Genomic DNA, 14,762 nt, shown 5'->3' on the forward strand with positions numbered 1-14,762 from the left:
TCTGGTGGCAGTTTGAATTTGCCGCAGAAGCGCCGCGCGGCCTGCGTGCGGTGCTCGGCATCTCCATCATTTCCTCTGCCATTGCCGTTTTCAGCCTGTTGCGGCCTGCGGCCTTCAAACCGGAGCCGGCGGACGAGGAAGCGGTTCGCCGAGCCGTCGAGATCGTCGGGAAGCAGGATAGTGCGGATGCCAACCTCGTGCGCATGGGCGACAAGTCCATCATGTTCTCGGAAAAGGGCGACGCCTTCATCATGTATGGCCGGCAGGGGCGTTCATGGATCGCACTGTTTGATCCGATCGGTGACCGTCATGCCGTGCCGGAACTGGTCTGGCGTTTCGTGGAAGCGGCGCGCGCTGCGGGATGCCGCGCTGTGTTCTACCAGATCTCGCCGGCGCTGCTTTCGCATTGCGCCGATGCCGGCTTGCGCGCCTTCAAGCTGGGTGAACTGGCGGTCGCTGATCTGCGCACCTTCGAAATGAAGGGCGGCAAATGGGCGAACCTGCGCCAGACCGCAAGCCGCGCCCAGCGCGACGGGCTGAGTTTCGAAGTCATCTCGGCGGAAGGGGTAACGTCCGTTTTCGACGACTTGTCCGCGGTTTCGAACGCCTGGCTACAAGACCATAATACCCGGGAGAAGGGCTTCTCGCTCGGCGCTTTCAAGCCCGATTACGTCAATTCGCAGCCAATCGGGGTGTTGAGGAAGGACGGCCGAATTGTTGCCTTTGCCAATATCCTTGTCACCGGAACCAAGTCCGAAGCCACGATCGACCTGATGCGCTTCTCGCCCGATGCGCCAAAAGGCGCCATGGACTTCCTCTTCGTGCAGATCATGGAATACCTGAGAGCGGAGGGCTACAAGCACTTCAACCTCGGCATGGCGCCGCTTTCAGGCATGTCGAAACGCGAAACAGCCCCTGTCTGGGACCGCATCGGCCGCACTGTCTTCGAGCACGGCGAGCGCTTCTACAATTTTAAAGGCCTTCGTGCCTTCAAATCGAAGTTCCACCCGCACTGGCAACCGCGCTATCTTGCGGTTTCAGGCGCGGGCAACCCAATGATAGCTTTGATGGATGTGACCTTTCTCATCGGGGGCGGACTGAAGGGAATCGTCAGGAAATAATCGAAGCCGGCGAACTTCGCGTGGGAAGAGCAGCCGGCGGCCGGCTCATCTGCTGGGAGCTGCCGAGCCAGTTCGTTGTTCCGAGAGACGACGGCACACGTCGGACGTCGCTGTAAGATCTGACTTTGCGAGAGGAAAACAGGCAATGGGAAAGGATCACATGAGGTTTTATTTGGCAGCAGCAGGAGTCCTTGCATCGACGGCAACTGCAGCAGCAAGTTACTGGACGGGTCGTGATCTACACGATGCTTGTCAGCGAACGCCAAGCTTTGTGACAGGCTACGTTACCGGATGGGCAGACAAATGGTCGGCTGACAACCCGACCGGTGCAGACGGCCCCAAGGTCCATGACGCGCCAGGGCTCTGCTTAAGCCGGGATCTGACAGCTAGCCAATTATCAACAGCCTATTGCCAATACCTCAATGACCACCAAGACGCGCTTTCGCAAAGCTCCGATGAATTGTTGATCGATGCTTTGAGCAAGGCATTTCCGTGTCGACAATGATGGTGAGATCATTGGTAAGCAGTTTCGGTGTTTACTTTCCACGTCAGCAACAGTTGGTCGGCGCGTTCATTGCTCCGTTACAACTACCTTTATATAGCAGCCGCGCCGAAATGGCCTTTTTGTTCCGTGGATGGACGAGAGATGACCTACTCGGCGGTTCGAGTCTACTCAAGAGCTCTGGCTGGAGCTTGCTGTTACCGTCAGGGTTCAGCTCCGTCCCGATTTTAGTTTATCGAGCTGGCGGCCGAGAGCACATGCATCAGTGTGGCGTAGCGAACCTCGTTGGCTACAGGCTGTCACCTTCTATGACAGTACGTGGAACGTGACCGACCAAGTTTGAGCTGTGGTCGCGGCGAACACTATGGCCGGTCCGATCTTGTTTAAAATATAGATTTTCACTCAAGACGAGCCAGCCAGGCAAACAGTGAAAACCGACCCTGGGATAACTACATGACCGAGAGGAGCGGCGATCTAAGGTAAAGCATGCGGACGGTTAAGCGCAACGACAAGGTCTGGAAAGTCATCCTGGTGCATGGCTCATATTATCTGCAACATGAGGACGATGAACCGATCGGCCCGTTTTTCTCGCAGGGTCAAATCAATGAGTGGGCGGGTGCCTCGAATGTCGAACCAGATGAGGAGCCCGACAGTCAACCGATTCCGGATAAGCCAGTTTAGCGCTCTGCGTCTTATGAATTGAAACCGCTCTCGCGCGGCAAGCGCTTCCGCTTCGGTGCGGATAGAACGTGGCGTAGAGACGAAATGGGATGGCCCACCCCCGTGAGGCCATCCCATTCCGGCCTTTCGGCCCCCTTTTGCTGCCAAGCTACCCAGCAGAGAGGATACTTCAATCCCGAAATCTTATGAGTGGGGGTGTGCGAGAGAGTCGCCGGAGCGGCCGTTGACGTGCCGACGCCAAGTTTGGACGAGCGTGAATACGAGCGTCGTGCGAAACCATCCCTTGGCACGGCCTATACTGGGAGCGAACCAAACGACTAGCTCGCCTGCTTTTCTTTACTTGTCAGTCAGCGCTCGCCACGGAAGGCGGCTTATTATTCATTGGTGACGGGGCTTCGTCACCCTTAACATTGAATTCACGATCGGCGGCCTGGTTTGCATCAGTCAACTCAGCGGCTTCCGTCTCAACGGCCTCACCGTCCTCGTCTGCGCGAACCCAATGATCGAGATGCCGACCTCCCTGGCGGCCTTCTGTTCGCCAAATTTTGTAGGCTCGTTCGCGCTGTGCTTGCTCTCGGTCGTCCTTTAAATGCGCAAGTTCCAGTGAGAATGTCGCAGCCTCGCGGTCAAATTCCGGAACATCAAAGATAGCAGGGTCGAAGGCATAGACGAATGATTGCGGAAAAATGGCGCTCGACGAGAATGCCTCGGAGCGCCGTAAAAGCATCGGGATTTGTTGCAAAGCGCCGACGCCTGCTGGGTATATAGCCGAGATTCGTGGCGCAATTTCAACCGGCAATCTAGCTTATCCCTACCCAGCCTCAGTCCCGCGGTGGGATAGGAAAATAACCTTTTCGCGTTACGGAAAATCAGCATTTACGATGACGATCATCCGTCTTGCTTCGGGAATTATGGGATACCCTCTAAGGGTAGCTACTAGCGAGAGAGACCGCTCGTCTGCTGGTAGGCCAGCCATTGTCGCCTTGATATGCCTCCGTCTTCAACCCTGTGACCAATCTGATCAAATCCGCTAGATTTCGCGCTCTCGTCTTCGCCATCACGTTGGCGCGGTGTACCTCGACTGGTAGCCTCCTCCTCCAGGGAGTCTCACGATGAATATAGCAACCTTTGTAAACCGTCCAATCGTTGGGCGGAATAACCAGAAAGCGGTCGAGCGTACGGCGGCGGGGAAGCCCCAGTTTCACACGGCCGACGACAGAGTTTACAGCGAAGGGCAGACCGCGAACAACGTCTACCGTGTCGAAAGCGGAGCCGTAAGGGTCTTTCGATACCTGCCGGACGGAAAGCGATACATCTTGTCCCTCTGTTCTTGCGGTGACTGGTTCGGGATCGAGGGAGGAAGCAGGAGATCGTGATTCGCCGAGGCAATTTGCGACGCGAACATCATACGGTACTCCACTGCCAACGCGGCCTGCCTGCCAGTCGATCTCCTCGCTTTGGCTTTCAAAGACTTGGCGACAGCCCACAATCGGCAACTCGCGATGCTACAACAGAGCGCTGTGGCGCGGGTTGCGGCGTTCATTGTTGAAATGGCCCAGCGGCTTGGAGCTTCGGAGTTCGAACTGTTCATGTGTCGGAGGGACGTGGCCGACTACCTCGCACTGACAATTGAAGCCGTGGCGAGATCGTTCACCACTCTCACGGCCTCGGGAGCGATCAGCCTCGAAGGGCACACCCATAGAAAGATAAGAATCTTGTCCTCAAGGCGGCTTCAAGAATTCGCCGAGTAAGGTGGAAATCTCGACCCCACCACACAGATAATCTGTAATCGCGAAGATCGGGGTAGGCGACATGAACGAGACGAAGCTATCAGACGGAGAGACGCAACGATCTCCTTACCAAGGGCGTGAAACACCGCGGGCTTTCAGGCGCAGCGGGATATCGTCGTGGTCGGCTCTCGGTCTTGGCGTTCTCCTTTTGCTTGCCGTCCTTCTCGTCGCAAACGGGTTGCGGGGAACGGCGTCGACCGCTCCTTTGAGATCGTCGGGAGGCCTTCAAACCGTGAAGGCCGCGGAGTTCCTGCACGCGGACCACCTCCTTAGGTAGAGAGACTACCGTAATATACTCCTTTTCAGGTCTGGCGGTGCTAACCTCTCTTCGGGGGACAGGCGAAATGGGCGAGGACGAATTCGAAAGTAGTCGGGCGACGGCACATTCGGGTCTGCGTCGCCTGATGCTGAAGCTGCCCGCGAGGCGACATCAGTTGGCAGCGCTCAGCACTGCATGCCCCGAGACGTTGCTCGATCTTTTCCAGGCTTATGATGTGGCCTGTCTTGCACTCGAAGCTTTTCGTCGCGATTTCAATCGCCATCATCTCGTTGAAGAGTACGAGACCGTCTGTGGTGAGATGGAGCAGGAGATCAGCCAGGAACTGGAAAGGCGGCGAGCCGATTGACCCCGCTACGAGGTCTAGTCGATGCTTCTGCGGCGATCCAGCTTTATCTGCACGAGCATGCTGTGGCCCGCTATGATCAGCTCGTACAGAAAAGCGATCAGCGAAAGCATCAATGTGACCGCCGCGCCGCCGTCAGCCTCATTCGAATTCATATCATTTCTGAGCGTCACCTGCGATGGCACGTTTCGAGCAGGTGAAGCCTACAAGTCGACTGAGCGAGATTGTTCTGATCAATGGGGTGACTACAACGGTGAAGTTGGCCCGTGTCCGTCTGCCAACCCATTCCATGTTCGCGAGACCTATGTCGCGAGAGCCTAAAGACAGCGTGTAATGCTCACGACGAGCCGCAATGATCCTCTGCAGGTCATGCGGAGCTAGATGAGCTAAATGCCGCGAACTAGGAATGCGCACGTGTGTAACGACAACGCCTTTACGGACCTTGTAAAGATATTGTCGTTACACTATATAGATGCAAACAGGAGTTTGCCATGCCGACCTCACACACGAGCAAAAGCTCGGACGCAAGCGTGCCGCTGAATATGCGCATCAAGCCTGCGACCCGTAACTTGATCGATCGCGCCGCTGAGTTGCTTGGCAAGACGCGTACGGATTTCATGTTGGAAGCGTCCGAGCGCCGAGCCGAGGAAGTGCTGCTCGACCGCAGTATCTTCGCGGTAAGCCCCGAAATCTATGCTGAATACCTTGCCCGGCTCGATGCACCCACGCAGCCCAATGAACGTTTAGCACGCACCATGTCGACCAAAGCACCGTGGGATGAGGCGTGACCCTCAGCGCACCGGCACCCCTGGCCGAACATCATGAGCTGGCTGAATTCAATTCCGGCGTCGCCGAACTGGACGACTGGTTGAGACGCCGCGCTCGTTCTAATCAAGCAAGCGGTGCATCGCGGACCTTCGTCGTGTGCGACGAGAGCCGCGTCATCGCCTATTACGCACTCGCCTCCGGCGCCGTGAAGCAGCCGGAAGCGCCTGGCCGGTTTCGGCGCAACATGCCTGATCCAATTCCGGTCGCCGTGCTTGGTCGCCTCGCAATTGATGAATCCTACCAGGGGCGTGGTATCGGCAGGGCATTGGTCCGCGACGCGGGCCTGCGCCTGCTCAATGCCGCTGACGTACTCGGCATCCGAGGTATGCTCGTTCATGCGATTTCAGATGACGCACGAGCCTTCTATGAGGCCGTCGGCTTCCTGCCTTCTCCTTCCGACCCCATGATGCTGATGGTCGGATTGCATGACCTCAACAACGCGCTGAACCCTTAGGCGGAACTTATCAAAAGTTTCGGTTGAATGCATTCCATCTCGCCTCTAACTCGATGAATTTTTGGCAGAAGGTCCCGACATTGAATGAGGGCCGCTAATCCTAATCCCTTCAAGACCTCTAAAGCGCATCAATGACCTCTGCGCGCCTTGAGGTCGGTCAGCTGGCGCGGCCGCGGAGGCGAGAGCACGTCGAAGAATTCAGTGGCGATAGACTCTTAGTAGCCCGCCACTTCTCGAAGTAAAGCTGAAGCGGGGCATCACGATGCTACGCATCGAACGACAAGAGAGCTACCGCAATGCCGTCATAATGCCCATCGCGATTAAGGCCGGCCCTGCTATAAGGTGGAGGTGCGTGAGAAGCTGGCTCGGGAGGCGCTGGCGCAAGAGCCACGCTGATCCGCTCATCGTCCAGTACCAGGAGAGCGTGCCGAGGCCCACACCGCAGACGATCAGGATGTGGAAGAGGCCGCCGATCCGATCGGTCAGCGCGAGGGAGCCGGCGAAGGCGAGATAGGGCAGCAGCGTCATAGGGTTCGCCAGTGCCAACCCCGCCCCGGCGAAAAATGGTCTAAGTCCCCCTTTGGTGGGTGTCTTGTTGTCCCGGGTCCTAGGATGTCGGAATAGCGTCCATACACCGAGCAACACAAAAACCATCCCTGAGAAAAAATGAGATTGCGTTTGAAAGCCGGCGAAGGGTGCGGCCGAGACATGAGCGCCGAATACCGCCAAGGTCGCATAGAGGCCATGGGTCGTTGCTGCGCCTGCACCACTTGCCAACCCAGGTCCCACCCCTCGCACGAGACTCTGCTCCAGACACATCATGCTGACCGGTCCAAACGGCATAGCGATCGACAGCCCGAAGACGAAGCTTGAGATAAAATGATCCACGCCCACCCCTCTCGGTGTTCCCTAAAAAAACACCCTCTTTGGCATTCTTGTTTTGACGGTCGACACGTCAACATCGGAAGAAGAACATCCTGACTCCTGTTCCGCATCACCTGAACGAGTAGTGCTTGTTAAAATTTTGGCGCCACGTTATCGTTTCGAGGAAAGATCAGCGTCGGTCACACGTTGGAACGTTTGTATGAAACCCTCAACATCGGAGCTGGACGGGCTGTCGGAGATCATCGGACTGATCTACGATACTATCCTCGATGAGACGATTTGGCCGGAAACGCTACAGAAGATCTGTAACTATACTGGTGGCACCGCTTCTCGCATCTATTGGCGTGATGCGACCAATGGCGTCGGCGAGACTGTCTATTCCTGGGGGATCGCGCCAGAGTTCCTCCGCTTGTATCGAGAGAAATTCGTCACCCTCAATCCCACCTACCCAGCGTCGATCTTTATTAAACCCGGAGACGTGTTTTCGAGCCGCGATCTCGTTCCCTCGGAAGAGTTTCAAGCCAGCCGTTTCTTTCGTGAATGGGCAGCCCCGCAAGGGTTTCTGGACGCCGCTATCTTCAACATTCAACGCTACGAGGCCAGCGCCGCGGCTTTCACGGTCATTACTGGCGATGGCTACGGCCTCGTCGACGAGACCTTGCGGGTGAGGCTGAAGAGGCTGGCGCCGCATCTGCAACGCTCCGCTATAATCCGCCGCGAATTTGGCAGACAGGAAAAGCGTATTCTCTCGCTGGAAGCGGCATTGAACCGGGTGGAGGCCGGTGTGTTCATTCTCGATCCGGGCGGCCGAGTGACCTGGACCAACGAGAATGCGCAATCTCTTCTAACCAGGGGCGACATCGTCCGCGACGACGCGTTCGGCTTAACGCTCTCCGACCCAAACGCCCATCGCCTGCTCCGCGAGGGATTGTCGGGCGACGGCGGCCAGCCGGAGCAACTACTTCAAGATCGTCCTGCACTGATCAAGTTGATCGACAGTCAGGGCGACGAATGGATCGCCTCTTTGATGCAACTGGCGCCGCGTTCGCAAACGCAAGCCACCTTCGAGCGGGTCGGTCGGTCGGCGCGCGCAGCATTGTTCGTGCGCCGCGCGGAGACCGTGCCGAAATCCGGAATTAAGGCCTGTGCGATCCTTTATGGCCTGACGCCCTCCGAGACGCGTGTCCTTCAGGCCGCGCTGGACATTCACACCGTCGCGGAGATGGCGAGCGCGCTGGGAGTTTCTCCGAACACCATCAAGAAGCACCTATCTGCGATCTTCGCGAAGATGGGTGTCAGCCGCCGCGCGGGCCTCATCCGCCTCGTCATGGCCGCTCGCCCTTAGTCCGAACGGCGAACAAAGCGGCTTCACGCTTTTTTGTATCAGAGACGCTACCGGTCAAGCATAGGTGCCGACAGCGTCCTCGCAAGCGAAGCTGCCGACAAACTACAATGGCGATTGTGGTGGCGAACCGAGCTGATAAGCAGCTGCCAGATTCTCTACCGGCGCACCGCCCCCATTAGCGTCTTTCTGGTTCGAATCAAGGCGTTCGGACCTTGCTCCTGGTCTCAATGATTTAAAACAAAGCGGAAAGATTGCGCCGTCCATCCACCACTCGGACGATCTCGGTTGTATGAACAGGCCCGTCCTCGGTGTCGGGCTTTGCTCGTAAACAGTAACGTAGGGCGCCTCCACCAACACCCGGGCAGTGCGGAACACTTCCAGGTGACGCTTCGCCTACAGGATGGCGCAGCCCGGTCGCCGCCGTCCTTGAGCAGTGATCGAAGCGTTGCTGCGATGAACTATCTGCGAAGGAACTCTGGCCTTTACGGGGTCGCGTCCAGAGGTACGGGATCCCCTTCTGGTAAGGGCTGAGGGGCATCGCCAGGCTTACCGTCTTCGTTTTCCAAACCGAGTTGATTAAGAATAAGGTCTTTGATCCGCTGCTCGATTGCCTCTCGATCCTTCAGGCCCATTGCAGCTAGCTTGTCTTCGGTTAGCTCGCGTTCTTTCAGGAAGAAATAGCGGATACGTTCAGCTGGCGTCATGTTGGACACCTTCAGGAATTCATCAGCTGCGTCGGGCTCTTCGTCTTTGCTAAGAGCGGTGCGATTAGGCTTTTGGTCCAGCACAACGCCGTTGCTCTCCATCAACCACAGCGCGTCCGCGAGCTTCGAGCCATATCGAGGATCAAGTGAAACAGACGGGGGATTTCCACCTGCTTTCCCCTGCTGTGCTTCCCGGACCGTGTCCTGCCCAGGCACGCGGGAAGTCGACTGCAAGTGCAGGGGGACTCTAGGGTTGCCCGTAACGATCATCGTGTTGATTCCCTTGGTCTTGCCTCTGAACATCGCATCGACGGCTTGCTCAAGGCTGGTCGTTTTGCCGACGAACGCGTTCGCAGACGAGGTCTCTTCTTACGGCCGTGCTCAGTGTTGGAAGTGCGCCGAGGCCCGGTGGATCCTATCTGGCGCCAGTCGACGCGCGGTGGTGAGCGACGGACATCTTCAAAGGCCGACCTCCGAAAAAGGGCCGTTAGGCTTAAAGCCGGCGTCTACGCTGAGAACTGCGCCGTTTATCAGGACCAGCCAGGAAAGCGACTGCGTTGGCGATTTCCCCGGGGTTTGCCAAAGCGTCCAAGCGAGGTGAGGCTTCTCTGATAGTCAACATCACGCTCCGCCAGGGCCGAGAGAGATGATCCGGACGTCGAACGAGAGATTTGAAATTGCTGCCCGCGCAAAGAGAACAGGAGTGCGAACGTTGACATCATGCATAGCCTGCGGTCGGCGAGTACCAGATCCGCGTTCATGGGTGCGGTCCCAATGACTGCGCCGTTGACCAGAAAATGAAGCTGTGGCGGCTCTTGCAGTGCTTTTTGCACGAGAACTCGACTAAGGCTGGGCTGCCAACGACTTGCTATAGATCGCTGCATGAATCCCGATAAGGCGCCGCATATCCTCAACATCCTGGGCGGCGTAGCGCAAGCCCCGCATGCCATAGGTGAGCGTCAGAGCATAATTCTCGGGCGAAGCGGGTATCGGCCAGCTCTCCACGCTCGCCTGGAGGATCTCTACGACCAGAGCCTGGAAGTTTCGATAGACTTGGCGGACGGCGGGAAATTGCAAATCGAAGAGATCGGCCGCATCTGGAAACGCGGCCGCGAGTTCGACGCCATGCATGCCCCAGCTCGTGCAGGCGTGAAGCAGCTTTTCGTCGAGCGGGCCAATCTTCGCCGTAGCCGTCCTGATCTTAGTCAGCGCCTGCGCGTCCATGTTTTCGATGACGCGGCTGAAGATCGCTTCCTTGTCCCTAAACTGGAGGTAAAGAGACGGGCGGGACATCCCGGCCGCCTTAGCGATATCGCCCATGGTTGTGCGAGCGAAACCGTAACGCACGAAAACATACTCTGCAGCCCCGAGGATATGGTCTTCTTTTTCAGCTCTGGCGTCCATGCCTTACCTTGACATTTAGACAAAAATTGTCAACTGATGACAAAATGACGGAAAATGTCAGGAGGTAAAGTATGCAGGATGTCGAGTTGCCCGAGCATCTTTTGAACGAGGCGGTGGAGCGGCTGGGGGGTGGCCCCGTGGTCATGGTGAACCTCCTGACCTTCAGGAAGAGCCCGCTCTACCCGGACGGCTTTGCGGATAGGAAGTCCTCCGCGCGTGCCGCCTACTACGAAGGTTACGCCGGCGCATTCGGCCAGATCGCGGCGAGGCTTGGGATCGAATATGAGCTGGTTCATGCGGGCAGCCAGCTCCTGACCCTTGTGCCGCTCGAACAGGAAAGCTGGGACGACATCGTCATCGTGCGCTATCGCAGCCTTTCGGATCTGCGCCGGATCACTGAAACCGAGGATTACGCGCGCCAAGCCGCGCCCCATCGTGTGGCAGCCATTGCGGCATGGCGGTTCATCGCGACCCGTTCGTGAATTGCGGGCTGGTCCTAGCGGCGATTTCGGAGCTATTGGTGCGTACGGCTTATCGACGATATGCGATTCCGGACGGGCGCCACGACATGAAAGGCTGCACATGGATTGGAACGACCTTCGTTATTTCTTGACTGTTGCCCGCACCGCGAGCCTCACCCAGGCCGCGTCGGAACTCAAGGTCAGCCAATCCACGGTTAGCCGACGCATTGTCGAACTGGAGGACGATCTCGGCGTGGCGCTGTTTCAGCGCCATCAGACCGGTTATTTCCTGACGGATGAGGGGCGGGAGGTGCTGCGCCATGCCGAGCAGGTCGAAGATAGCATCCTGGCCCTAGAGCGCGGCGCGGTCGGCCTCGACAAGGATCCGCAGGGCGTCGTGCGGCTTGCGACATCGGAAAATCTGGCGACCGATCTGATCATCCCGGCACTCCCTGCCTTCTGCGAGCGCTATCCCGGCATCTGTCTCGAGATCATCACCAGCACGGTTGCCGCCGAACTTGGTCGGCGCGAGGCCGATATCGCGCTACGCGTTGTTCGACCGACCCGCGGCAATCTGACGATCAGGAGTGTCGGACGCATGACCTATTCGGTCTATGGCAGCCGGGCCTATCTCGACCGCCATCCCTATGTCGAGGGAGAACCGCTAGGCGGCCGGCGTTTCATCACCTGGGACGACAGCCATGCCTTTATGCCGGCCGCAGCCTGGCTGAAGCGGGAGCATCCCGGTTGCAAGATCGCCCTCGTCACCAGCAGCCTGCCGTCGCAAATCGTAGCCGTGCGGGCCGGTTTGGGCCTGGCCGTGATTCCCGATTTCCTAGCAGTTGGAGACGATCTCGTTCCCGTCATTCCGTCGGAGCGCTTGTTCAGCAACAAGGTCTGGCTGGTCACCCATGCCGATCTTGTGGCCTCGGCGCGCGTGAGAGCGGTCGGGGATTTTCTGGCCGATCGGGTAATGCGCACCAATCTCGACCTTTCCAGGCGCCCCCCCGACGGCTGAGAGCCGGCCACGACGGCGGCGTGCCCGGATCGTCTGCATCAGTCGGGCTGAAATGCTTTCCAGAGCCCGTAGGAATCCTCGATAAAGTTATAGCTGCTGACCTTCCCATCGCGCACGGAGCAGATCGCCGCAAAGTCGCTCGCGAAGGTCTTGCCCGTGGTGAGAATGCGATGGCGGAAATGGCCCGTGACGACGACCGTATCGCCATTTTCGAAGATCCGCTCGACATAAAAATCGAGAGGCTCGAAATGATCGGGAAAGACCGCCATCCAGGCCCGCACCGCATCCTTCCCATGGCGGATGCCGATCGTGGGAACGTCGGAAGCGCCCTGCACTTTCCAAACCACGTCGTCGGTAAGGCAGTTGAGCGTCTTGTCCACATCCTTGCGGAAGAACGTATCGAGATAATGCTGGACGACCTGTGCGGCCGTCCTCTCCTTTATATCTGTCATCTTGAAATCTCCGGGCCGCGTCGCGGCGCATTATTTTGCTTCAACTTAGCGGTGGCCGCCGGCAAAGACGAAGAATTCGCCGGTCGTCCAGCTGGATTCGTCAGAGGCGAGGAAAATTGCCGCCGGCGTCACGTCGTCGGCCGTGCCCAGCCGTTTGAGCGGCGTTCTGGCCGTCACTGCGGGGCCGAAGTCCGTCTTCAGGAAGCCACCGGCCTGGACGCCTTCTGTATCGACAACGCCGGGCTTGATCGCATTGACGCGGATCTTGCGGGGCGCGAGTTCGTTGGACAGCGCCCGCGTCAATCCGTCGATCGCGCCCTTGCTGGCTGTGTAGACGGAAGCGTTTTCCGGGCCGAAAATCGTTACCGTCGAGGACATGTTCACAATGCTGCCGCCCTCCGGCATGTATTTCACGGCCTCCTTCACAGCGAGCAGATAGCCGAAGACGTTCAACTCCATATGCCGGCGGAAGAGCTTGATGGAGAGGTTTTCGAGCGGCTGGAAGTCATAGACGCCAGCATTGTTGACGAGCACGTCGACGCGGCCATAAGCGCGGTTCGCTTCGGCGAAGAGCGCCTCCACCTGTGCCGGATTGCTCATGTCTGCCTTGACGGCAATGGCTTGGCCGCTCTTCGCCTCGATATCCGCCACCACATGGTCGGCCGCATCCTTGCTGGCCGCATAGTTGACCACCACCGAGGCTCCCTCGACGGCAAGGCCCCTCGCGATTGCTGCGCCGAGGCCCTTGGAAGCGCCGGTAATGACAGCGACCTTCCCTTTCAATCGATCTGTCATGATCCTTATCCTCTTGGTTTGGTTGTCGCTATTCGGACGCTCCCGCGCATCGATCAGGACGTTTGCGACGTCTTGTCGGCCCAAAGATCGACGGCGCCCATGCGGTCCGCACCCTGCGTGGCCAGCATCCAGCCCGGATATTCCGGCGGCAACTCGCTAACGGCGTCGAGCTTGGCGCTTTCGTCCTCGGTGAGGGTGATATCCACTGCGGCGATATTATCCTCGAGTTGGCTCAGCCGCTTCGCGCCGACGATGATGGAGGTGACGACAAGCTTGGAAAGAAGCCAGGCGAGCGCGATTCGGGCTGGGCTGCAGCCATGGGCTTCAGCAATCGGCTTCAGCACGTCGATCACATTCCAGGCGCGCTCCTTGTCGACAATAGGGAAATCGAAAGAGGAGCGGCGCGAACCTTCGGGCGACTGGTTTTCCCGGCTGAACTTGCCAGACAGCAGGCCGCCGGCAAGCGGGCTCCAGACGAGAAGGCCCATTTTCTCGGCTTCGAGAAGCGGCCGCAATTCGCGCTCCAAATCTCGTCCGGCGACCGAGTAATAGGCCTGCAGCGTTGTGAAACGCTCCAGATTGAGGCGGGCGGAAACACCCAGCGCGGTCGCAATGCGCCAGGCTTGCCAGTTGGACACGCCGAGATAGCGGACCTTCCCCTGGCGTACCAGATCGTCCAGTGCCCGCAGCGTTTCCTCGACTGGCGTCAGGATATCGGTGGCGTGGACCTGATAGAGATCGATGTGATCGGTCTGAAGCCGCTTGAGGCTGGCTTCCACGGCATCCATGATGTGCACGCGCGACGCGCCGACATCGTTCCGGCCTGGTCCCATGCGGCTATAGACCTTGGTGGCCAGGACCATCTCGTTTCTGGGTATCCCGAGATTCTTGAAGGACTGGCCGAGCGTGCGCTCGCTGGCACCAGCTGAATAGACGTCGGCAGTATCGAAAAAGTTGATCCCAGCGTCGATGCTGGCCTTGACCAGTTCGTCGGCGTCGCTCTGGCCGACATCGCCGATATGTTCGTAGATGCCGGTGCCGTCGCTAAAAGTCATCGTTCCCAGGCAAAGCTGCGAAACCAGAAGACCGGTATTGCCGAGTGGCTTGTACTTCATTTTACGCTCCTTTAGACGCGTCAATCCGTTCGGACAGGAAGGTCCGCTCCGCGTCAGTTGTGATTGATGGGGTGTAGAGCTGCCTAGCGCTCGGCGCGATCAGGCTGCGTCACTTCTGTCGGGCGCGCCGAATATCTCGTTGATGCGCAGCGAGTCCGTGAATTCCTTGCCGCTTGCGATCTTCCCGTCCCGGAAGCGCAGCAGGAAATGATAATGGTTCCGATAGTGCCGGCCATCCTTCATCGGCAGATCGCCCTCGGCGACGATCGCCAAGCGATCGCTCTCGCCGGTGATTTCGTGATACTCCAGCCTGAGTGGGCCGGAGGCGTTTTCTAAAAGCTTGGGCAGGTTTTTGAGATATGACCCCTTAGCGTGCAAGCCCGAAAACTTGTTGCCGGGCATGATCCACCAGGTCATATCCTCGGTGCTGAGCTTCGACATCGTGTCGGTATCGCATCGTGCAAGCGCATCCAGAAAGTCCTTAGCGACGTCCTCGTGGTGCTTTCTATCCATGGCCTATCTCCTTCCGAGCCATTCGTCATGACATCACACGACCTGACTTAGGCGCTCAAATTTCGAAAAAA

19 protein-coding genes are annotated in these 14,762 nt (G+C 58.1%); 11 read left to right on the plus strand and 8 right to left on the minus strand.

Going from position 1 to position 14,762, the window contains the following annotated elements; genetic code table 11:
- The 3 genes from FHX06_RS33415 to FHX06_RS33425 all read left to right on the plus strand — a co-directional run.
- Positions 1 to 1,121, plus strand: a 1,121-nt coding sequence (locus FHX06_RS33415; RefSeq protein ID WP_183882475.1) for a phosphatidylglycerol lysyltransferase domain-containing protein, incomplete at its 5' end; no start/stop codon positions are given.
- Positions 1,122 to 1,266: 145 nt separating this feature from the next.
- Positions 1,267 to 1,626 carry a Rap1a/Tai family immunity protein gene (locus tag FHX06_RS33420; RefSeq protein ID WP_162728590.1) on the plus strand — a complete coding sequence of 120 codons (360 nt, stop codon included), beginning with the start codon at positions 1,267 to 1,269 and terminating at the stop codon, positions 1,624 to 1,626.
- A 483-nt stretch (positions 1,627 to 2,109) separates the two neighbouring features.
- Complete coding sequence (locus FHX06_RS33425; RefSeq protein ID WP_018114734.1) at positions 2,110 to 2,304, plus strand: hypothetical protein; 195 nt, start codon at positions 2,110 to 2,112, stop codon at positions 2,302 to 2,304.
- 343 nt (positions 2,305 to 2,647) lie between these two features.
- Here FHX06_RS33425 and FHX06_RS33430 read toward each other — a convergent pair whose 3' ends face one another.
- On the minus strand, positions 2,648 to 3,103 hold the full coding sequence (locus tag FHX06_RS33430; protein WP_246715764.1) for a DUF2934 domain-containing protein: 456 nt from the start codon (positions 3,101 to 3,103) through the stop codon (positions 2,648 to 2,650).
- Between the two features lie 313 nt (positions 3,104 to 3,416).
- Here FHX06_RS33430 and FHX06_RS35840 point away from each other — a divergent pair, with 313 nt between their 5' ends.
- The 5 genes from FHX06_RS35840 to FHX06_RS33450 all read left to right on the plus strand — a co-directional run bounded on the left by FHX06_RS35840 (position 3,417) and on the right by FHX06_RS33450 (position 5,999).
- Complete coding sequence (locus tag FHX06_RS35840) at positions 3,417 to 3,680, plus strand: cyclic nucleotide-binding domain-containing protein (protein WP_018114732.1); 264 nt, start codon at positions 3,417 to 3,419, stop codon at positions 3,678 to 3,680.
- A 126-nt stretch (positions 3,681 to 3,806) separates the two neighbouring features.
- Positions 3,807 to 4,055, plus strand: a complete 249-nt coding sequence (locus FHX06_RS35845; protein ID WP_018114731.1) for a helix-turn-helix domain-containing protein — start codon at positions 3,807 to 3,809, stop codon at positions 4,053 to 4,055.
- Positions 4,056 to 4,438: 383 nt separating this feature from the next.
- The gene (locus FHX06_RS33440; protein WP_018114730.1) at positions 4,439 to 4,720 is read left to right on the plus strand and encodes a hypothetical protein; all 282 of its coding nucleotides are present in this window, start codon (positions 4,439 to 4,441) and stop codon (positions 4,718 to 4,720) included.
- A gap of 488 nt (positions 4,721 to 5,208) precedes the next feature.
- Complete coding sequence (locus tag FHX06_RS33445; protein ID WP_018114728.1) at positions 5,209 to 5,505, plus strand: DUF1778 domain-containing protein; 297 nt, start codon at positions 5,209 to 5,211, stop codon at positions 5,503 to 5,505.
- On the plus strand, positions 5,502 to 5,999 hold the full coding sequence (locus FHX06_RS33450; RefSeq protein WP_018114727.1) for a GNAT family N-acetyltransferase: 498 nt from the start codon (positions 5,502 to 5,504) through the stop codon (positions 5,997 to 5,999). Before FHX06_RS33445 ends, FHX06_RS33450 begins: the two co-directional genes overlap by 4 nt.
- A gap of 288 nt (positions 6,000 to 6,287) precedes the next feature.
- Here FHX06_RS33450 and FHX06_RS33455 read toward each other — a convergent pair whose 3' ends face one another.
- On the minus strand, positions 6,288 to 6,887 hold the full coding sequence (locus tag FHX06_RS33455) for a LysE family translocator (protein ID WP_162710216.1): 600 nt from the start codon (positions 6,885 to 6,887) through the stop codon (positions 6,288 to 6,290).
- Positions 6,888 to 7,083: 196 nt separating this feature from the next.
- Between FHX06_RS33455 and FHX06_RS33460 the strand changes: the two genes are divergently transcribed.
- A complete protein-coding gene (locus FHX06_RS33460; RefSeq protein WP_112547237.1) occupies positions 7,084 to 8,229 on the plus strand; it encodes a helix-turn-helix transcriptional regulator in 1,146 nt (381 codons plus the stop codon).
- Positions 8,230 to 8,711: 482 nt separating this feature from the next.
- Here the strand turns inward: FHX06_RS33460 and FHX06_RS33465 are convergent, their stop codons facing one another.
- Together FHX06_RS33465 and FHX06_RS33470 are read right to left on the minus strand one after the other, a co-directional pair.
- A complete protein-coding gene (locus FHX06_RS33465) occupies positions 8,712 to 9,203 on the minus strand; it encodes a hypothetical protein (protein ID WP_162710217.1) in 492 nt (163 codons plus the stop codon).
- Positions 9,204 to 9,776: 573 nt separating this feature from the next.
- A complete protein-coding gene (locus tag FHX06_RS33470) occupies positions 9,777 to 10,337 on the minus strand; it encodes a TetR/AcrR family transcriptional regulator (RefSeq protein ID WP_112547239.1) in 561 nt (186 codons plus the stop codon).
- A gap of 71 nt (positions 10,338 to 10,408) precedes the next feature.
- On the opposite strand from FHX06_RS33470, the gene FHX06_RS33475 reads away from it, so the two are divergent.
- Positions 10,409 to 10,819 (plus strand): hypothetical protein, encoded by a 411-nt coding sequence (locus FHX06_RS33475; RefSeq protein ID WP_112547240.1) that lies wholly within the window; start codon positions 10,409 to 10,411, stop codon positions 10,817 to 10,819.
- A gap of 100 nt (positions 10,820 to 10,919) precedes the next feature.
- Positions 10,920 to 11,816, plus strand: a complete 897-nt coding sequence (locus FHX06_RS33480; protein WP_112547241.1) for a LysR family transcriptional regulator — start codon at positions 10,920 to 10,922, stop codon at positions 11,814 to 11,816.
- 38 nt (positions 11,817 to 11,854) lie between these two features.
- Here FHX06_RS33480 and FHX06_RS33485 read toward each other — a convergent pair whose 3' ends face one another.
- From FHX06_RS33485 to FHX06_RS33500, 4 genes are all read right to left on the minus strand, one after another.
- The gene (locus FHX06_RS33485) at positions 11,855 to 12,268 is read right to left on the minus strand and encodes a nuclear transport factor 2 family protein (RefSeq protein ID WP_112547242.1); all 414 of its coding nucleotides are present in this window, start codon (positions 12,266 to 12,268) and stop codon (positions 11,855 to 11,857) included.
- A gap of 45 nt (positions 12,269 to 12,313) precedes the next feature.
- A complete protein-coding gene (locus FHX06_RS33490) occupies positions 12,314 to 13,063 on the minus strand; it encodes an SDR family NAD(P)-dependent oxidoreductase (RefSeq protein WP_112971211.1) in 750 nt (249 codons plus the stop codon).
- Positions 13,064 to 13,116: 53 nt separating this feature from the next.
- The gene (locus FHX06_RS33495; protein ID WP_183882477.1) at positions 13,117 to 14,178 is read right to left on the minus strand and encodes an aldo/keto reductase; all 1,062 of its coding nucleotides are present in this window, start codon (positions 14,176 to 14,178) and stop codon (positions 13,117 to 13,119) included.
- Positions 14,179 to 14,277: 99 nt separating this feature from the next.
- Positions 14,278 to 14,691, minus strand: coding sequence for a nuclear transport factor 2 family protein (locus FHX06_RS33500; RefSeq protein ID WP_112547245.1), 414 nt, complete (start codon positions 14,689 to 14,691; stop codon positions 14,278 to 14,280).
- Between the last annotated feature and the right edge of the window lie 71 nt (positions 14,692 to 14,762).

Origin of the sequence: Rhizobium sp. BK512, assembly GCF_014194915.1 — a bacterium.
Classification (GTDB): domain Bacteria; phylum Pseudomonadota; class Alphaproteobacteria; order Rhizobiales; family Rhizobiaceae; genus Rhizobium.